Origin of the sequence: Arthrobacter agilis, assembly GCF_030816075.1 — a bacterium.
GTDB lineage: Bacteria > Actinomycetota > Actinomycetes > Actinomycetales > Micrococcaceae > Arthrobacter_D > Arthrobacter_D agilis_E.
Genome location: NZ_JAUSXO010000001.1, coordinates 157401 through 175958 on the forward strand (window position 1 = coordinate 157401; position 18558 = coordinate 175958).

17 protein-coding genes are annotated in these 18558 nt (G+C 70.8%); 6 read left to right on the plus strand and 11 right to left on the minus strand.

Annotated elements, in window-relative coordinates; all coding sequences use genetic code 11:
• Nucleotide 1 precedes the first annotated feature (1 nt).
• From QFZ50_RS00750 to QFZ50_RS00775, 6 genes are all read right to left on the minus strand, one after another.
• Nucleotides 2-385 (minus strand): hypothetical protein, encoded by a 384-nt coding sequence (locus tag QFZ50_RS00750; RefSeq protein WP_307080920.1) that lies wholly within the window; start codon nucleotides 383-385, stop codon nucleotides 2-4.
• A 197-nt stretch (nucleotides 386-582) separates the two neighbouring features.
• Nucleotides 583-927 (minus strand): cupin domain-containing protein, encoded by a 345-nt coding sequence (locus tag QFZ50_RS00755; RefSeq protein WP_307080921.1) that lies wholly within the window; start codon nucleotides 925-927, stop codon nucleotides 583-585.
• A 60-nt stretch (nucleotides 928-987) separates the two neighbouring features.
• Nucleotides 988-1551 (minus strand): dihydrofolate reductase family protein, encoded by a 564-nt coding sequence (locus QFZ50_RS00760; RefSeq protein WP_307080923.1) that lies wholly within the window; start codon nucleotides 1549-1551, stop codon nucleotides 988-990.
• A 52-nt stretch (nucleotides 1552-1603) separates the two neighbouring features.
• Nucleotides 1604-2539, minus strand: a complete 936-nt coding sequence (locus QFZ50_RS00765; protein ID WP_307080925.1) for an alpha/beta fold hydrolase — start codon at nucleotides 2537-2539, stop codon at nucleotides 1604-1606.
• Nucleotides 2536-3387, minus strand: coding sequence for an SDR family NAD(P)-dependent oxidoreductase (locus QFZ50_RS00770; RefSeq protein ID WP_307080927.1), 852 nt, complete (start codon nucleotides 3385-3387; stop codon nucleotides 2536-2538). The genes QFZ50_RS00765 and QFZ50_RS00770 overlap by 4 nt, the downstream gene beginning before the upstream one ends.
• On the minus strand, nucleotides 3384-4895 hold the full coding sequence (locus QFZ50_RS00775; RefSeq protein WP_307080929.1) for a flavin-containing monooxygenase: 1512 nt from the start codon (nucleotides 4893-4895) through the stop codon (nucleotides 3384-3386). The genes QFZ50_RS00770 and QFZ50_RS00775 overlap by 4 nt, the downstream gene beginning before the upstream one ends.
• Nucleotides 4896-4964: 69 nt before the next feature.
• Here QFZ50_RS00775 and QFZ50_RS00780 point away from each other — a divergent pair, with 69 nt between their 5' ends.
• Nucleotides 4965-6008: an AraC family transcriptional regulator gene (locus QFZ50_RS00780; protein ID WP_307080932.1), complete on the plus strand. Its 1044-nt coding sequence runs from the start codon at nucleotides 4965-4967 to the stop codon at nucleotides 6006-6008.
• Between the two features lie 54 nt (nucleotides 6009-6062).
• Here the strand turns inward: QFZ50_RS00780 and sigJ are convergent, their stop codons facing one another.
• Nucleotides 6063-6977, minus strand: a complete 915-nt coding sequence (gene sigJ / locus QFZ50_RS00785; protein ID WP_307080934.1) for an RNA polymerase sigma factor SigJ — start codon at nucleotides 6975-6977, stop codon at nucleotides 6063-6065.
• A gap of 4 nt (nucleotides 6978-6981) precedes the next feature.
• The gene (locus tag QFZ50_RS00790; RefSeq protein ID WP_307080936.1) at nucleotides 6982-8118 is read right to left on the minus strand and encodes an NAD(P)/FAD-dependent oxidoreductase; all 1137 of its coding nucleotides are present in this window, start codon (nucleotides 8116-8118) and stop codon (nucleotides 6982-6984) included.
• A gap of 166 nt (nucleotides 8119-8284) precedes the next feature.
• On the opposite strand from QFZ50_RS00790, the gene QFZ50_RS00795 reads away from it, so the two are divergent.
• Nucleotides 8285-8725, plus strand: a complete 441-nt coding sequence (locus QFZ50_RS00795) for a LacI family DNA-binding transcriptional regulator (protein ID WP_307080938.1) — start codon at nucleotides 8285-8287, stop codon at nucleotides 8723-8725.
• Nucleotides 8628-9266, plus strand: a complete 639-nt coding sequence (locus tag QFZ50_RS00800; protein WP_307080940.1) for a substrate-binding domain-containing protein — start codon at nucleotides 8628-8630, stop codon at nucleotides 9264-9266. The genes QFZ50_RS00795 and QFZ50_RS00800 overlap by 98 nt, the downstream gene beginning before the upstream one ends.
• 75 nt (nucleotides 9267-9341) lie before the next feature.
• Here the strand turns inward: QFZ50_RS00800 and QFZ50_RS00805 are convergent, their stop codons facing one another.
• Nucleotides 9342-11237, minus strand: a complete 1896-nt coding sequence (locus QFZ50_RS00805) for an adenylyl cyclase (RefSeq protein ID WP_307080942.1) — start codon at nucleotides 11235-11237, stop codon at nucleotides 9342-9344.
• A gap of 219 nt (nucleotides 11238-11456) precedes the next feature.
• On the opposite strand from QFZ50_RS00805, the gene QFZ50_RS00810 reads away from it, so the two are divergent.
• The gene (locus QFZ50_RS00810; RefSeq protein WP_307080944.1) at nucleotides 11457-11771 is read left to right on the plus strand and encodes a DUF6457 domain-containing protein; all 315 of its coding nucleotides are present in this window, start codon (nucleotides 11457-11459) and stop codon (nucleotides 11769-11771) included.
• Between the two features lie 7 nt (nucleotides 11772-11778).
• Here QFZ50_RS00810 and QFZ50_RS00815 read toward each other — a convergent pair whose 3' ends face one another.
• Both QFZ50_RS00815 and QFZ50_RS00820 read right to left on the minus strand, forming a co-directional pair.
• A complete protein-coding gene (locus QFZ50_RS00815; RefSeq protein WP_307080946.1) occupies nucleotides 11779-13059 on the minus strand; it encodes an MFS transporter in 1281 nt (426 codons plus the stop codon).
• A gap of 140 nt (nucleotides 13060-13199) precedes the next feature.
• On the minus strand, nucleotides 13200-15620 hold the full coding sequence (locus QFZ50_RS00820; protein WP_307080949.1) for an FdhF/YdeP family oxidoreductase: 2421 nt from the start codon (nucleotides 15618-15620) through the stop codon (nucleotides 13200-13202).
• A gap of 297 nt (nucleotides 15621-15917) precedes the next feature.
• Here QFZ50_RS00820 and QFZ50_RS00825 point away from each other — a divergent pair, with 297 nt between their 5' ends.
• Together QFZ50_RS00825 and QFZ50_RS00830 are read left to right on the plus strand one after the other, a co-directional pair.
• Nucleotides 15918-16487 (plus strand): MarR family winged helix-turn-helix transcriptional regulator, encoded by a 570-nt coding sequence (locus tag QFZ50_RS00825; RefSeq protein WP_307080951.1) that lies wholly within the window; start codon nucleotides 15918-15920, stop codon nucleotides 16485-16487.
• Nucleotides 16487-18352: an MDR family MFS transporter gene (locus QFZ50_RS00830; RefSeq protein WP_373462233.1), complete on the plus strand. Its 1866-nt coding sequence runs from the start codon at nucleotides 16487-16489 to the stop codon at nucleotides 18350-18352. Before QFZ50_RS00825 ends, QFZ50_RS00830 begins: the two co-directional genes overlap by 1 nt.
• Nucleotides 18353-18558: the final 206 nt, after the last annotated feature.

Sequence of the window (18558 nt, forward strand, 5' to 3'; positions counted from 1 at the left end):
CTCAGGCCGGCCGGCGCGCCGCCAGGCGTTCGGCGAGGGCCTGCTCCTCGCACATCGCGGAGTGCGTCAGCGTGAAGACCCTGGCGTCGGATCGCAGGTGCCCGATGAGTGCGAGGGCGGAGCGGGCGTCCTGTGCCTCGGGCTCGAGGAGCAGGGCAGCGGTCGCCTGGAGCCTGCCCGCCCCCGCCTTCGCCGCCGCGAGCCGGAGCCCCTGGACGGCGGTGCGCCACTGCTCGGGTTCCGGGCTGCGGAAGGAGTGTTCGATGGTGAGGATGCGTTCGTCCAGCAGGTCCGTGAACCGGGAGACGAAGGACGCCGCGGCCCGGGGTGAGCCCAGGTCGGCGACAAGCCTCGAGACGGCCGCCTTGTCGATGATGGGCTGCACTTCGCTCCTTCCACACGCGCAGGTGGCCGAAGGGCACCAGGGAGGGCCCTTCTCGGGTCCCCACCGCAAGCCCAGTCTTGCCCCGCAACATGAAGCTGGAGCGCAGCAGACCTTGAGCTTTCCTCAAGATCTCCCGAAGTCGGTGCACAGCAGGTTCCCAGCCACCATCCCGGAACCCGAGGGTGCCCGCGGAGGAATCAGGCGTCCGGGCCGAGCACCGCCTCCGATGCCTCTCCCGCCGAGGCGCCCTTCAGTTCCACGAGGATGGCCCGCGTAGGGGTGTCACCGGTGTTCTGCCCGGAGTGGCGCTGCGCCGGGAGCCATACGGCCTGACCCGCCGACAGGTGCGTGTCGAAGACCCTGTCACCGGAGGAGAGCCGCCGCGCGAAGGAGGTCAGCGGGACGAGGACGCTGTTCGGGTGATCGTGGGGTGTCGTCCCGTCCCCGGGGACATCGACGTATTCGAGGACTCGGACGAATTCGTTCTCCCAGAGCACCGAGTAGTGGTCGGGGTTCGTGATGGTCGGATCGTCGTTGATCATGGCTGGACTGTACGCCGCTCCTTCCACGCGGGCCAGACTCCCGGGATACCCGGACGACGCTCAGGTGTCCTTCCGGGCGAAATCGTAGACCAGCACCGCGAACTGTCCCTGCTGCTCGGCGGAGCGGAGGGTCAGCCGATCGGATTCGACGCGCAGGGGCAGCAGCGGCGCCCCAGCGGTCAGGGCGACGGGGGCGACGGCCACCTGGAGCTCGTCGAGCAGCCCCGCGGCGAGGAACTGGCCGGCGAGGTCGCCCCCTCCGACGATCCAGATGTCGCGCCCGCCCGCCGCCTCGAGGATCCGCGGGAACACCGGACGCACGTCGCCCGAGACGAGCCGGACGTCGGCGCCCTCGGGGACGGGGAGGTCCCGCGAGGTGAAGACGAAGGTGGGCCGCTCCCCGTACAGCGTCCGCCACTTCGAGGGATCGTCGAGGAGGTGCTCGAACGCCAGCACCCACTCGTACGTCGTCGAACCCTCCACGAGCACGCCCACGGAGTCGAGGAACCGCTCGTAGTGCCCGGGAGGAGGCGGCTCGACGGCGAAGAGCCAGTCGAGGGAGTTGTGCTCGTCCGCGATGAAGCCGTTGAGGGTGGAGGCCGTGTAGAAGATGACGCGCGTCATGGCTCATTCCACCATCCGGCGCACCGTGGGGAAAGGGTTCGGCGGACGTCCCCTACCCCTGCACCTCGACGCTGCCGATGAATCGCCGCACGAGGGCGTCGAACTCCTCCTCCCGTTCGATCTGCGGCATGTGCCCGCACTTCTCGAACAGGTGGAACTCCGCGTGCGGGAAGACCTCCCGCGCGTGCTCGAGGTGCGACGCCGGCAGGATGCGGTCCTCGTCACCCCACACCACGAGGGTGGGCTTGTGCTGGTCGGCGAGCGTGCGGAGCAGTTCGGTCCGCCAGCGACGGCGCACGCCGCGGAAGGTGCCGAGGTGCCGTGCGACGGCGAGCAGCACCTCGTCGTGCACCGGGTTCCCGCCCACCGCCTGGGCGTGGTCGAGCCGTTCCTCGGTGACGAACGTCCTGTCGTAGAACAGCGCACGCTCCGTGCGGTACGCGGTCCTGCGGGACTTGTCCTTCATCAGCCGCCGTCCGAGGGGACGGATCGCGAGGATGCGCAACGCGAGGGTGACCTCCTTGCCGAACCCCGCGCTGTTCGCGAGGACGAGGCTCCGCACGCGCTGCGGTTCCAGGGCGCTGATCTTCATCGCCACCGCGCCGCCCAGCGAGTTGCCCACCACGTGGAGCGGCCGGTGTTCGCCGAGCGTGTCGAGGGCTGCGATCACGAACCGGGCGATCGATTCCAGCGAGTACCGGCCCGGGGTACGTTCGGACAGGCCGAAGCCCGGCAGGTCCACGCTGATGACGCGGTGGTCCGGCGCGAGCCTGCCGTACAGGCCCTCCCAGTCCTCGAGGCTGCGGCCGATCCCGTGCAGGAGGAGCACGGGAGGCTGATCCCGGGCACCTTCGTCGCGGTAGCGGACCCGGATCCCGTCGACGGTGAGGTAGCCCCCGCCCGCCGTCGTCCCGGCCGTCCCCGGGCTCGACGTCGCGTTGGGAGGCGGGACCCGGGACGGCCCGCGGCCGGTGCCGCCCGCGCTCATCGCCGTGCCTTCCCCGCGAGTCGGAGGAGTCTCGTCCCGCTGCGCTCGAGGGTGCCGAAGGACATCGGCGCCACGCGGGCGACGACGTCGGGCACCTTGGCGCTGAGGCCGATCAGCAGGCGCGGCCTGCGCGCCTTGACGGCCTCGAGCATGAGCTCGGCCGCCTTCGCGGCGGGGAAGGTGAGGAGCTTGTCGAAGTCGTCCTTCGCCCGTTCCACGTCGACGTCGGTCAGGGCGCCGCCGATGCGCGCGTTCCGTGCGATGTTCGTCCGGATGCCGCCGGGATGCACTGTCGTGGTGCCGATCCCGCGGGGCAGCAGCTCGTTCCGGAGGGCCTCGGTGAATCCGCGCAGCGCGAACTTGCTGGCGGAGTAGGCGGTCTGGCCCTTCGGCCCCACGAGGCCGAACAGGCTCGAGACGTTCACGATGTGCCCGCCCGGCGCCACCCTGGGCAGCAGGTGGTGCGTGAGGCGCACGGGTGCGGAGAAGTTGATGGCCATGACCCAGTCGAAATCGTCCAGGCTGATCTGGTCGAACCGCCCGGCGAGCGCCACGCCGGCGTTGTTGACCAGGAGGTCCACCCGGTCGGTCGCGGCCAGCAGGTCGGCGGCGAGGCGGTCGACGGCGTCGCGGTCGGCGAGATCGGCGACGAACGTGGTCACTCCCGCACCGGGGTAGGTCGCCCGGATGGAGGAGGCGACGGCGTCGAGCTTCTCCGCGTCGCGGTCGACGATCAGCAGGGTGCTGCCGCGCTCGGCGAGGCCCCGGGCGAGGTGTTCACCCATGCCTCCTGCGGCGCCGGTCACGACGGCGGTGGCGCCGGCGAACTGGAAGGGGCGGATGCTCATGCGTGGATCTCTTGCAGGTCGGGCGCGGGGGCGGCGGACGGGGCCGGGGCGTCGAAGACCATGTTCCTGGCCAGGTTGCCCCGCAGTGCGGTGGGTGCATCGAGCAGGTAGTTCTGCCGCATGGTCCACGGGTGCCGGTCGCCCTGCTTGGGGAAGGCCGAGACGGCGCGCTGCACATAGCCGGAGGTGAGGTCGAGGATGGGGCGGGTCGTCATGGCACCGTCGGTGGCGGGGGCCCCGTAGCGGTACCCGTGCCGGTCCAGGTACTTGATGAGGCGGCAGACGTAGCGCGAGCTGAGATCGGCGCGGAGCGTCCAGGAGGCGTTGGTGTAGCCCACGCACAGGGCGAGATTCGGGATGCCGCTGACCATCAGCCCCCGGTACACCCAGGCATCGCCGAGGTCGACCGCCTGCCCGTCCACGGTGAACGTGGCGCCGCCGAGCGGCAGCATCGCGAGGCCCGTGGCCGGGACGACGACGTCGGCCTCCAGTTCCTGCCCCGAGGCGAGGCGGATGCCGGTCGGGGTGAAGGTGTCGATGGTGTCCGTGACCACGGAGGCCTTGCCGGACTTCAGGGCCTTGAAGAAATCGGCGCTCGGCGCGACGCACAGGCGCTGGTCCCACGGGTTGTAGGCGGGGGTGAAATTCTCCTGCACCGTCTTCTCGTCGCCGAGGATCCGGGCGGTCTGGGTGCGGATCAGCTTCTTGGCGATCTCCGGACGGCGGCGGCACAGCTGGTAGAACGCCTGCGTGAACAGCACGTTCTTGGCGCGCGCCACGTGGTGGGCGATCCCGGCCGGCAGGTGGCGGCGGGCGGCGTCCGAGAACTTGTCGCGGCTCGGCACGGCCGTGATGTAGGTGGGGGAGCGCTGCAGCATGGTCACGTGCGCGGCGTCCTTCGCCATGGACGGCACGAGCGTCACGGCGGTGGCGCCGCTGCCGATCACGACGACGCGCTTGCCCGCGTAGTCGAGGTCCTCGGGCCAGAACTGGGGGCGGACCGTCTCGCCCTGGAAGGACTCGGAGCCGGGGAAGGACGGCTCGTACCCGTGGTCGTAGTTGTAGTAGCCGCTGCAGAGGTAGAGGAAACCGCAGGTGAGGCGGCGCCGCCCGACCGTGCCGCCGTCGTCGGTCACGTCCAGCTCCAGCGTCCAGCGGGCATCCGTCGAGGACCAGGACGCGCTGACCAGCCGGGTGGAGAAGCGGATGCGCTCGCGGATGCGGGGATCGTCAGCGGTCTCGCGGATGTACTGCAGGATCGAGGAGCCGTCGGCGATCGACTTCGCCTCGGTCCAGGGACGGAAGGGGTAGCCGAGGGTGAACATGTCGCTGTCGGAGCGGACCCCGGGGTAGCGGAAGAGGTCCCAGGTGCCGCCGATCGCGGTGCGCGCCTCCAAGACGGCGAAGCTCTTGCCGGGGAGTTCCGTGGAGACCCGGTACGCGGCGCCGATGCCGGAGAGGCCGGCGCCCACGATGACGACGTCGAGGTGTTCGAGGGGAGTGTCCATCCCTCCATTATTCCGGGGGCCGTCGGGGTGGGCTTGACTTCACGCGACACCTATTTACCCTTGGACGACATGGGCTCCGTCATCCGCTCCGCCGGCATGCGCGGCTTCCGCGAGGTCGTCGAGCAGTTCGGCGGCGACCCCGCGGCGCTCGCGGCACAGTATCGCGTGCCGCTGGAGGCGATCGACAGCGACGATGTGCTCGTCTCGGACGTCGCCATGGCCAGGCTCCTCGAGGGTGCGGCACGCGAGCTGCCCTGCCCGGACCTCGGCCTGCGCATATCGGAGTACCAGGACATCGGCATCCTCGGTCCGCTCGCCGTCGCCGTGCAGAACTCGCCCACCGTCGGTGCGGCGCTCGAGTGCGCGTCCCAGTTCCTCTTCCTCCACAGCCCGGTGCTCCGCTTCTCGATCGTGCCGGACCCGGAGGGGCGCGCGGGGGAGGTGGGCCTCTGCTACGGATCCTCGCAGGGGACGCCGCCACGCCAGGCCACCGACGCGATCCTCGCCTTCGCGCACCGGATGATCCGCTTCCTGGTGGACGGGCCCTACGGTCTCCACTCGGTCCACCTCTCCCACCAGCCGAAGGCGGCCGCCGCACGCTACGCCGGGTTCTTCGGCGCGGAGGTGCGGTTCGGGCAGCCGGTGTCGCTCCTGCGGGTGCCGCGGAGCCTGCTGGACCGGCCACTGGCCGGCGTGGACGGCACGCTCCGCGAGATCGCCCTCGAGTACCTCCACAGCCACTTCCCCGAGCCGGGCCGCGTCGTCGCCCCGCAGGTCCGGAACGCCATCGACCGCATGCTCGGCACCTCGCCGCCGCGCATCGATTCGGCGGCCCGGCTCCTCGGGATGCATCCGCGCACGCTCCAGCGTCGGCTGACCGCCGAGGGCGTCACCTTTGAGGTCCTGCTCGATGCCGCCCGCCGCGATGCCGCGCTCCGGTTGCTCACACGGACCGACCTGCCGCTGCAGCAGGTCGCGGGGCTGGTGGGCCTGTCCGAGCAGTCGGCCCTGACCCGCTGTGTGCGCCGGTGGTACGGCACGACGCCGAGTGCCGTGCGCGTACAGGACGCGGCGGACCTCCCGCCGGCCGACGGTCCGCCGCTGCCGGGCTAGGTCACCGGGTCGGCTCGCCGGGCCAGGTCGACGGTCCGCCGCTGCCGGGCTAGGTCACCGGGTCGGCTCGCCGGGCTGGGTCACCGGGCTGGCGGGCTGCGGGAGCTTGTCGGGGTTGCGCACCAGGTACACGCCGGTGATCCTCCGTCGGTCGTCGACGGCCAGGGCCAGGGCGAGGTCCAGGCGGGTACCGGCGTGGACCAGCACGCCCGGACCACCGTTGACCAGGGCGACGCCCGCACGCATCTGCGGCAGGGGCGTCCGGGCGATCTTCAGGAGGAACCCCGCGATGGCCTCGGCACCCATGACCGGCCTGCGGGCGGCGACCACCTTGCCGCCGCCGTCGGAGAGCAGGACGGCGTCCGGGGCGAGCACGTCGATCAGTGCCTGGAGGTCGCCGGTCGAGACCGCGGCGAGGAAGGCGTCGAGGACCTCGGCGCCGTCCCTGCCGGCCGTCGCGGCCCCGACGGCCGTCCCGAAGGTGGCGTCGAGCCGGATGCGGGCCCGGTGGGCGATCTGGCGCACCGAGGCCTGGCTCCTGCCCATCGCCTCGGCGATCACCGGGTAGGGCAGGTCGAACACGTCGTGGAGCATGAACACGGCCCGTTGCTCCGGCGTGCCCTGCTGCAGCACCACGGACAGCGCGTACGTCAGCTGTTCCTCGACCAGGAGCCGGTGCTCCGGGCTCTCCTCGTCGGACAGCAGCGGTTCGGGCAGCCACGGCCCCGGGTAGTCCTCCCGGCGTCGTTCCACCGTGCGCACCTGGTTCAGTGCGGCGCGGGTGGCGGTGGTCGCGAGGTATGCCCGCGCATTCCGCACCGCCGTCCCGTCCACGGCAGCCCAGCGCAGGTAGGTCTCCTGGACGATGTCCTCGGCGTCCGCCCGGGAGCCCAGGATCTCGTAGGCGATGGCGAACACCATCGAGCGGTGGACGAGGAACAACTCGTCCTGGTCCGGGATGGTGGTCACGGCGTCAGTCTACGGATACGGCGGGCCCCGACGGCCAGGTGAAGGACCCCGGGCGGCGTGCCTCGCGTGCCAGCCACGCGATGGTCTTGCGGCACACCTGCTCCTTGGTCCAGCCCCCGGCCCGGCCGGCCACGGCCCAGGGCCGGGCGGCGTCGTCCGGATGCACGGCCTGCACGTGCCCGTGCCCCGCGCCCAGATCCAGGCACTGCAGGAGGTACCCGATGTCGATCGCGTCCGGTGTCGTCCCGGCCAGGCGGGCCAGCACGGTGTCGGCCGCATGAGCGCCCATCGGGAGCGCGGACGCGCAGGAGGCCCGGAGGTGCCGTCCCGCGCCTCCCTGGACGGCGACGGCATCCCCGGCGCCGAGGATGCGCGGGTGCCCCGGCACGGTGAGGGTCGCATCCACCATCAGCCGGCCGTCGTCGGTCACGGGCAGGCCGCTGTCCGCCGCCAGGCGCGCCACGGCCAGTCCGACGGTCCAGATCGTCGCCTGCCCCGCGGGGCGGCGCCCTACCGCGGTGGTGACGGCTCCGGAGGCCCGGTCCACCCTGCCGTCCTCCACCGTGACGTTCAGGTGGTGCAGGCGCCGGGCCACCGCCGGGTGCGCGGTCAGGGGATTCGCCAGGCCCGCGGGAGCGACGACGGTGATCACCAGGTCGGGACGCGACACCGCCACCGCGCAAGCCACCTCCACCCCGGTCGGGCCTGCACCGGCGATCGTGACGGTCGCTCCCGGCGGCAGCCCGGCGATCGCGTCCCGGGTCCTCCGGGCAACCGTGGGACTGGTCACCGAGAGCAGGGGCGTCGACTGTTCGCCACTTCCCGCCGCGTAGATCAGCCAGTCGAAGTGCACGGGCTCGCGATGCGCCAGCGCGACCGTCCGATGATCCGAGTCGATGCCCACCGCCCGGGTCTGCAGGTGCCGCACCTGCGGGTGCAGCACCTCGGCCCAGTCCACCCCTGGCTCGGTGCGGGTTCCGGCGGCGAACGCGTGCAACCGGATCCGCTCCATGAAGCGCGGCCCCGGGTCGACGAGGGTCACCTCCACGGCGGGAGCCCGCCTGCTCCCGGCGAGACGGTTGGCCGCCATCACCCCGGCATAGCCGCCGCCCAGCACCACTACGCGTGTCTTCTCAGTCATGATGTTCCGCTTCCTCGAAAGATCCCTGTGCTCTTAAGACACCGCCCGGGCACGGTTTGTGACACGTCCGCCCAATCGGCGTCGGCCGGCGAGATCGGCGCCGAGGAAAGCTGCGACACCCCGACCTACACTGGCTGGCAACGGAGAAGTGCCGGAAGGGGGAGCGATGCCGGGCATCACGAGCGCCGACGTGGCCCGCGAGAGCGGTGTCTCACGCACCACGGTCAGCTATGTCCTGACCGGCCGGAACGGCGTGAGCATCTCGGCGGAGACCCGGCGCCGCGTGCACGAGACCGCCGCCCGGCTCGGGTACGCCCCCTCGGCCGCGGCCCGCGCGCTCCGGACCGGACGCAGCGACCTCGTGCTGTGCATCCTGCCGGACTGGCCCGTGGGGCCGGTGATCGAGACCCTGCTGGACGAGCTCGCCGACGGCCTGTCCGGCCGGGGACTGTCCGTCCTCGTGCATCACGGCCGGGGGACGCGCGCCGCTCTCCGACCTGTGGCGTGCCGTGACACCCCGAGCGGTGATCGGCTTCGCCCCGTTCGCCGACGCGGACCTCCTCGCCATGCGGCAGGCCGGCATCCAGGTGCTCGGCACCCTCGGTGAGGAGCACCGCCCCGACGCCGGCCTCCCCGCCAAGAGCCAGCTCCGGATCGGCGCCCTGCAGGTCCGCCACCTCGCCGCCCATGGCCACCGGCGCCTCGGCTACGCCTGGCCTCCCGATGCGCGGCTCGGGGTCTTCGCCCGTGACCGCCTCCTCGGCGTCCGGCGGGCCTGCGCCGACCTGGACCTCCCGGAACCCGTCCTGCTGCCGGTCGACCCCGACGTCACCGGTGCCGCGGCAGCCGTCCGGCGCTGGCGGGAGGAGGGCGTCACCGCCGTCGCCGCGTACAACGACGACGTCGCGCTCGCGGTCCTCGCGGGGCTGCGGGCCGAAGGGCTCGCCTGTCCGGCCGACTGCGCCGTGATGGGCGTCGATGACATCCCGGCCGCGCGTCTGGCGGCGCCCCCACTGACGACGGTCTCCCAGTCGATCGAGCTGCAGGCGCGCTACCTCGCCGCCTTGGTCCTCGCCGACCTCGACGGCGCGGACAAGCCGGCACACCCCGGCCACGGGCTGCACCTCGTGCAGCGGGACTCGGCCTGAGTACTCCCTGGCGTGCGACGACAGGAGGGGCCGGAGCATCGCTCCGGCCCCTCCTGTCGCCGGCTACCCGATGCCCTACGGGTAGCGCTCCACATAGCTCGGCGTGCCGGTGTTCGCGTTGCTCACGGGCGCACCGGTGTCGTTGACCACGTGGTCGATCGTGCCTGCCCCGAGGTTCACGGTCAGGAGGTGGTTCAGCACCACACCGGGGGTGTCCGGCACCTCGAAGCCGTGGCTGGCGTGGATGCTCGGGTCCACGTTGGTGAAGATGTACGAGCCTCCGCCCTCCAGCGTGTGCTTCTTCACGCCGTCGGCCACCTTGTAGCCGGCCCAGCCGAGGATGCCGTCGTGCTGCCAGGCCGCCTGGTTCGGCGGGTCGTAGGGGAGCTCGTTCTGGAAGAAGACCGTGTGCCCGTTCTCGCCGTTCCACACCACGTTGTACTGCTGGTAGTGCTCCACGAAGAGCCCGGTGGCGGTGACGTCGTCGCCGTTCACCACCACCCCGTTGCGGCCCGTGCTGACATCCCAGCCGAAGGAACCCGCGTTGCCGTGGTCGGCGCGCCACACCCAGGTGTGGTCGATCAGCACGTTGTCGCTGTTCACCTCGAGGCTGATGTCGGCCTTGCCCACGTGCGGTCCGCCGATCCGGAAGTAGACGTCGCTGAGCGTCGTCGGGTTCGCCGGGTCGTTGTGCCCGGCGCCGTTGTTGCCGTTCTTCGTGCCCACCTGCAGCAGGACGGGGGAGTTCACGGTGCCGCCGTCGATCGTGACACCCGCGATGACGACGCCGGGCACGTCCGCGACGCGGATCGGTGTGGCGCCGTTCACGGCGGTCAGGGTGGCGTGACCGAGGCCGAGCACCACGGTGTCCGCCCGCTTGACCGCGATGGTCTGGGCGATGTCGTAGACGCCGGGGGTGAGGAGGAGGTGCTTGCCGCGGGCGAGGGCGTTGTTGATGGCCTGCACCGGATCGCCCGGCTTCGCCACGAAGAACTCCGACAGCCCGATGGTGCGGCCCGCGGTCGGTCCGTCACCCCAGGAGGTGCCGCGGGAGTCCTGCTGTGCCGCGGGGACACGGACGCTGTAGGCGCCGGAGGAGTCCGCGAACAGGTACGGCTTCTCCCGGCTGACCGGGGTCTCGTCGAGCGTCGTGTACGGGGGAGTGGGGAAGCCCTCGTCCGACGGCGCGCCCTCGGTCCCGGAGAAGACGGCGTTCCAGACGCCGTTGGACCAGCTGCCGATCTCGCTGTTGCGGGTCACCCACTGCTGCTGCGACCCGTTGACCATGTCCCCGGCCTTCGAATCGGCCAGGTAGCCGCCGCTCGCGTACTGCGGCCCGGCGGTGCAGTAGTCCATAAGGGAGAGCGTGCCGCCGGTGACGTTCACGCGGCGGAGCGAGACCGCCTGCGAGACGGCCCAGAAGTTCGCCGTCGCCCGGCAGCCGTCCTGCCCGGCGCCGTTGACCTCGAGGGTGAGGTTGGAGAGCGTCCGCCAGAAGTTGTTGAGCGCGATGCAGTTGGTCGTGCCGTTGTCGTCGAGGCAGCGGTTGTACACCTCGATCTTGCCGTTGATGACGACGTCGGACGGGGAGGCGCCGAGTCCCGCGACCTCCGTGTAGTAGCCGACCCTGAACTGCAGGGGTTCGGCATCGGTGCCGTAGGTACCCGGCAGGAACAGGAGGGCGGCGCGCCCGGTGCCCATCTCGTTGTCGACCTGCCGGGCGTTGACGGCGTCGACCGTCGCCTGGATCTCGCTCACCGGCATGCTGGGGTCGAAGACCGTCACGTCGGGGCCGAGGTCGGTGGCGGACGACGGCGGTGCCTTCTTCGTGGCGACCGGGGTGGTGGCCGCAGGGTCGAGGGGCGGAGCCGCCAGAGCGGTGGTGCCGGTGGCCATGGCCAGGAGCGTCGCCGCTCCGAGGGCTGCTGCCAGGCGGAGGCGCCCGGTCCTGGCGGGGTAGGGGGTGGTCATGCTGAACGGTTCCTCTCCGTCGAGGTGGTCCTGCCGGAAGCGGCGAGGTGAATCGTGTCACCCGCCGGAGGAAAGTACATCCCCGCACCCCCGTGAAGTCAAGGAATGCGGGAATCCTTCCGCCCGTCCTTGAAGCACCGGGGCCGCGATGGTAGAGCTTGGGAAGCGTTGCCGAGGAGAATCGGCAGCCACGGACCGCACGCGACGCGAGGAGACCCCATGGCAACGCCCGACGACGAAGAGCGCACCCTCAGCGACTGGAGCCGCACCCTGACCCAGGCCCTCCAGATCCTCGACCTGGAAGTGGACCACCCGAGGATCGTGGAGCTGGCCGAACGCTCCTCGCATCTGATGGGGCCGCACGCCGGCGTCATCAGCGCCTTCCTGGTCGGCTACGCCGCGGGCACCGTCACCACGACGAGCCGGGACGAGACGAGCGCCGCCGTCGGGAAGGCCATGACGACCGTGGAGACCGTCATCCGGAAGGACGAGGAGACGCAGGAGCAGAAGGGCTGGACCGGCTCGGCCCAGTAGCCGGGCCTCAGGCCGGGACGGCCGTGGCCGTGTGCCCGGCCAGGCGCCGGAGGGTCCAGGCCAGCACCACGCCGACCAGGACGGCTGCGGCCAGGCCGAGCCCCGAGTATCCCAGCAGCACGAGGCCCGGGCCGGCGAGTGCGCCGCCGAGTGCGCCGGCGAGGTTCATGATGAGATCCGACGAGCCCTGGACCGGTGCGCGCTCGGTGACGTCCACCGCCCCCGCCAGGAGGGCCGACGCCGAGACGACGCAGGCCGACCAGCCGAGTCCGAGCAGGATCAGGCTCACCGTCACCCACACCTCGGATCCGGACGCCCGCCACGCGGTCAGCAGTGCCGCCAGCAGGAGCACCTGGCCGAGGAGGATGCCCTGGATCTTCCCGGCGCGGTCCGCGATCCAGCCGAACAGGGGCGACAGCGCGTACATCCCGGCCACGTGCAGGCTGATGGTCAGTCCGACGACGGACAGCCCGGCGCCGTGGTCGTGCAGGTGGACGGGCGTCATGGACATGACGGAGACCATGGCGGCGTGGCTGGCCGCGATCGCCACGACGGCGAAACGGGCCGGCGGATTGCGGGCGAGGATCGCCAGTCCGCGTTGCCTCGCCGGAGCGGGCGCGCCTGCCGGATGGGCCGCGGCGTCGCGGCGGAGGGCGGTCAGGAGCGGATCGGGGCGCAGCCCCAGCGAGTAGACGAGGGCGGCCGCGGCCTGCGCGACGGCGGTGAAGACGAAGCCCCCGCTGAGCGGCGGGATGCCGAGCACCCCGGCCACGGCCTGGCCCGGCTCGAAGAGATTGGGGCCGAGGACGGCGCCGATGGTGGTGGACCAGACCACGACGGAGAGGCTGCGTCCACGCGTCGCCTCGGTGGCGAGGTCCGTCGCGGCGAAGCGCGCCTGGAGGCCCGTCGCCGCGCCGGCCCCGAGCAGGACCAGGGCCACGAGCAGCAGCGGGAAGACGGCGAGCGAGGCGGCCGTGATGGCGAGGAGCCCACCCAGGCAGGCGACGACGGCGCCGGCTGCCAGGGAGATACGGCGCCCCCTGCGCTGGGCGAGCGTCGCGAGGGGGACGGCTGCTGCGGCGGCACCGAGGGTCGCCATGGTCGCGGCCATCCCGGACCACGCACTGGAGCCGGAGGTCTCCGCCGCCAGGAGCGCACCGAGGGAGAGCGTGGCGCCGGCGCCCAGCCCGCCGAGGATCTGCGCGATCACCAGGATCCGGATGACGCGACGCTGCTGGTCGTGCCGGTCCTGCTGGTCTCGCTGGTCGTCGTCCTGCCGCTGATCCATGCCGCTCCCGGTCGCCGTGACCGCAGCAGTCTACGGCGGATCGCGGCCGGCGTCCTGCCGGGGAGGGGGCATGCGCGCCTTCCGTGCCGCAGTTCCCGGCCATGCCCGACGGTTCGCGCAGGACGGGACCGTCCGGGGCGTCAGACGCCCGAGACCGCGGCCTCCTTCGCCGGTGTCTCCTGCGTGCGCGCGTCCGGGAAGCCGTCCGCCTCTGCCTCGGGGACCGGCGCCGTCGCGGCCGCATAGTGTTCGGTCGGCGCGGTGTGGCTGCTCGGCTCGAACCGCACGATGATCTGCTTCGAGGTCGGCGTGTTGCTGCCCTCGGCGACCTCGTCCAGCGGTACGAGGACGTTCGCCTCCGGGTAGTACGAGGCGGCGCAGCCGCGCGCCGTCGGGTACGAGACCACGCGGTAGGCGCGCAGCACGCGCTCCACGCCGTCGTCGTACACGCCGTGGATGTCCACGTTCTGCCCGTCCTTCAGGCCCAGCTCGGCGATGTCCTCCGGATTGATGAACACCACGTGGCGGCCCTTCTTGATGCCGCGGTACCTGTCGTTGTGGCTGTAGATGGTCGTGTTCCACTGGTCGTGGGCGCGCAGCGACTGCAGGATCAGGGTGCCCTCGGGACGTTCGAGGTACTCGAGGTCGTTGACGGTGAGGACGGCCTTGCCGGTGGGGGTGTTGAACGTCCGGGAGTCCCTCGGGCCGTTGGCCAGGATGAAACCGCCGTCGAGGCGGATCTTCCGGTTGTAGTCCTCACATCCCTCGACGACGCGTGAGATGTGGTCGCGGATGAGGTCGTAGTCCTTCTCGAACCCCTCCCAGTCGGCGTCGACCTTCCCGTCGAGGGTGGCGCGGGCGAGGCGGCTGATGATGGCGGGTTCGGACAACAGGTTGTCGGAGACCGGCTCCACGCTGCCCCACGAGGGGTGCACGGCGCACACGGTGTCCTCCACGGAGACGAACTGCACGCCCGTGGCCTGGCGGTCGATCTCCGTGCGGCCCCTGCAGGGCAGGATCAGCGCCTCCTTGCCGGTGATCAGGTGCGAGCGGTTCAGCTTGATGGAGATCTGCACCGTCATGTCGGTCTTCTCGAACGCCTCCTCGGCGACCTGCGTGTCCGAGATGGCCGAGACGAGGTTGCCGCCGAGGGCGACGAACGCCTTGATCCGCCCGTCCCGCATGCGCTTGATGGATTCGACGGCGTCGGCGCCGTGCTCACGGGGAGGTTCGAAGGAGAACTCCTTCCCGAGCGCGTCCATGAAGGTCGGGGGCATCTGCTCCCAGATGCCCATGGTGCGGTCGCCCTGGACGTTGCTGTGGCCGCGGATGGGGGAGGCGCCTGCTCCGGGCTTGCCGATGTTGCCGCGCAGCAGCAGGAGGTTGATCATCTCCTTGATCGTGGCCACGCCCTTCTTCTGCTGCGTGATGCCCATGGCCCAGGTGATGATGACCTTGTCCGCCGCGAGGTAGCGGTCGGCCAGCTCGTCGATCTCCTCGGAGCGGAGGCCCGTCGCCTCGAGGACGGTGGCCTCGTCGAGCTTCAGCAGGTACTCGCGCAGTTCGTCGAGGCCCTCGCAGTGCTCCTCGAGGAACGCGTGGTCCAGCACGGTCCCGGGGTTCTTCGCCTCGGCCTCGAAGACGCGCTTCGACACGGCCTGCAGCAGGGCCATGTCACCGCCGAGCCGGACCTGGATGAACTGGTCGGCGATCTCCGTGCCCTTGCCCGCCACGCCGCGGACGGTCTGCGGGTTCTTGTAGCGCTTGAGGGCCGCTTCCGGGAGTGGGTTGACGGCGACGATCTGGCCGCCGTTGCGCTTGCAGTTCTCGAGCTCGGTGAGCATGCGCGGGTGGTTCGTGCCCGGGTTCTGGCCCATGACGATGATCAGGTCGGCGTTCTCGTAGTCCTGGAACGTGACCGTCGCCTTGCCGATCCCGATGGTCTGGCCCATGGCCCAGCCGGAGGACTCGTGGCACATGTTGGAGCAGTCGGGCAGGTTGTTGGTGCCGAAGGCACGGGCGAAGAGCTGGTAGAGGAAGGCGGCCTCGTTCGAGGTGCGGCCGCTGGTGTAGAAGGCGGCCTCGTCGGGGGAGTCGAGGCTCTTCAGCTTGGTCCCGATGATCTCGAAGGCCTCGTCCCAGCTGACGGGCCGGTAGTGGTCCTCGCCGGCCGGCTTGTAGACGGGCTCGACGAGCCGGCCCTGCATGCCGAGCCAGAACTCGGACCGCTCCCGCAGGTCGCTGAGGGAGTTCTCGGCCCAGAAGTCGGAGGAGATGACCACGGGCGCTGCTTCCCAGGTGACGGCCTTGGCACCGTTCTCGCAGAACTCGAAGGTCTTGCGCTTGGCGGGATCCGGCCAGGCGCAGCTGGGGCAGTCGAAGCCGTCCTTGTGGTTCATCTTGAGGACGGTCTTCAGGGTGCGCTCCACCCCCATGTGCTCGAGCGCCGGCTTCATGGAGTAGTAGACGCCCGGCACGCCCGCAGCCCACCCCTTGGGCCGGTCCTCGACCCGGAGGTTCTCCTCGTCGGGCTCGATCACTCGGGGTTCCTTGCGTGTCATGGCGAACATCCTTCTCCGCGGCCCGGGTAGGGCTCCTCGGCAGGCGATCCGACTGCCCTTGTGTATCAGGCCTAACAGGGTGTCGCACCGAACCGCAAGCATCCTGCGAAGATTCCGGCATTGCTTGACGGGGACCCGGGCGTCGAAGGGGCCCCGCGACGCTTCGAGCGGGCTCATTATGCACGCGGGAACGGCATCTTTGGAGGGGGGAGGAGCCAGCGTTTATTTAGTTGACCTAACGAAACGAGAAGCGTACAGTTACTTAGAGCAACAAAGTATACGAGGCCAGGAGTACCCATGTCAGTAGCTCAGCACACCGCTGCAGAGCTGGTGCACCACATCTTCGACCTGCAGCGTGCCCTGCGGGGAGTCACCGCAGCAGGGATGAAGTACTCGGAGCTGGGCCCCGCCCATACCGGCGTGCTCTTCTTCATCGGGGAGGGCGGCCCGATGCGCGCATCGGCCCTCGCCGGGAGGCTCGGCATCGGACCGTCCGCCTTGAGTCGGCAACTCGCCGACCTCGAGCAGTACGGCTTCGTGGTCCGGTCACCCGATCCGCAGGACGGCCGGGCCTGCCTGCTGTCGCTGTCGGAGGAGGGGCAGAAGTACCTCGCCGAGACGTACGAGCGCAGGGCGGAGACGCTGCGGGAGATCCTCTCCGACTGGACGGAGGGCGAGGCCGAGGCGGCGTCGTCGTCGGTCCAGCACCTCACCGCCGCCCTCCGCTCCGCCGCCCACCCCCACGGGGCGGCGTCGTCCGGGTCCACGGACCCCACCAGGGCACCACGCACCACCGCACACCGCACGGGCAACGACGGCCGTCACCACCTGGACCCCATGTCCGAGATCATGAAGGAAGAACGCTGATGGCCACCCATTCCACCAAGGCGAGGACCACTGTGGTCCCCGAGCCGCAACCGGCTGCCGCCTCCCATCACGGGGCCGGCGAGCCGATGACCCACAAGCAGATCCTGCAGGCGCTCACGGGTCTGCTCGCAGGCCTGTTCACGGCGATCCTGAGCAGCACCATCGTCGCCAACGCCCTGCCCACGATCATGAGCGACCTCAACGGCTCCCAGACGGACTTCGCCTGGGTCATCACGGCCGCACTGCTCGCCAACGCGGCGACCACCCCCATCTGGGGGAAGTTCGCCGACCTGTTCGACAAGAAGGTCCTGGTCCAGGCCAGCATCGTCATCTTCGTGGCGGGCTCGGTACTCGCGGGCTTCGCCGAGAGCATCCCGCTGCTCCTCACGGCACGCGTCATCCAGGGTGTCGCCATGGGTGGCCTCACCGCCCTGGCGCAGGCCATCATCGGCACCATCATCGCGCCGCGCGAGCGTGGCCGGTACTCCGGCTACATGGGCGGCGTCATGGCCGTGGCGACCGCCGGCGGGCCTCTCCTCGGCGGCTTCATCGTGGATTCCCCGCTCGGCTGGCGCTGGACGTTCTTCGTCTGCGTGCCGCTCGCGATCATCGCCCTCGTGCTCCTGCAGGTCACGCTGAAGCTCCCCGACACGCGCCGTAAGGCACGGATCGACTGGCTGGGCTCCATCCTGCTCACCGCGGGTGTCAGCCTGCTCCTCATCTGGGTTTCCTTCGCGGGCAAGGAGGGCTACTACGAGTGGTTCTCCCGCGAGACCGCCCTGATGGTCGGCGGCAGCGTCATCCTGCTGGCGCTCCTCCTCCTCGTGGAGTCGAAGGTGGCCGAGCCGGTCATCCCGCTCAAGATCATCTCCCAGCGGACCACGGCCCTCGCCATCATCGCCTCTGTCGCCGTCGGTATCGCGCTGTTCGCCAGCTCGAGCTACCTCGGCCAGTACTACCAGGTGGCCCGTGGCGCCACGCCCACCGAGGCCGGCCTGCTCACCCTGCCCATGATCGCCGGCAACCTGCTGGGCTCCATCGGCGCCGGGCAGCTCGTCACGAAGTACGGCAAGTGGAAGCGGTACCTCATCGCAGGTTCCCTGTTCCTCATCGCGGGCCTCGGGTTCGCGGGCACCATCGACCACGAGACCGCACTCTGGCTCGTCGGCATCTACACGTTCGTCTTCGGCCTGGGCCTCGGCCTCATGCTGCAGAACCTCGTCCTCGCGGTCCAGAACACCGTGGCCGTCAAGGACATCGGCTCCGCCAGCGCGTCCGTCGCGTTCTTCCGGTCGATGGGCGGTGCCGCGGGCGTCGCGGTCCTGGGTGCCATCCTCGGTACGCAGGTCGAGTCCAAGACCACCGAGGGCCTCGCTGCCGCCGGTATCCCCACCACGGGCGGTGCGGCGGGCGGTTCGCTCGACCTCGTCGACCTCCCTGCGCCGATCGCCGAGATCGTCCGCGCAGCCTATGGCGACAGCACGGCCATGATTTTCCAGATCACGGCGGTCATCGCGCTCGTCGCCCTCATCTGCGTGCTGTTCATCAAGGAGAGCCCGCTGCGGCGCACGGTCGACTTCGCCCAGGCGGCCCCCGCGGGTCCGGCAGCGTCGATGTCGCCCGCAGCCACGGGTACGTCGCCGGCAGTCGCCGGTGCCCAGCCTGCTGCTGGAGCAGCGGAGGACGCCGGGGCCGACACCGGGCGCCGGTCGCCTGAGCCGTCCGACGTCGTCGCGGTGCAGCCGTCCCACGGCCGGCACAGCGCGGGTCCCGTCGCCATCTCCAAGGCCGACGTCGACCGCGTGGTCCAGGAGCTGTCCGAACTGGACGCCGAGCTGTCGGATCGGGCGGACGCCAACCGCTGAGCACCAGCCGCTGAGGCTCACCGAACAGGCCACCGGGACATCCCGGTGGCCTGTTCGCGTTCCGGGGCCGGGCAGTTTGTTCCCTTGTTCCACAAACCTCTTGTCCCCGGCGGTGATGTGACGTAGCGTTCTGGTCACCGGTCATCGAAACGTTTAGACGACCGGCGACCGGGGGAGGAATGCCGGTCCATCGTCCGCTGACACAG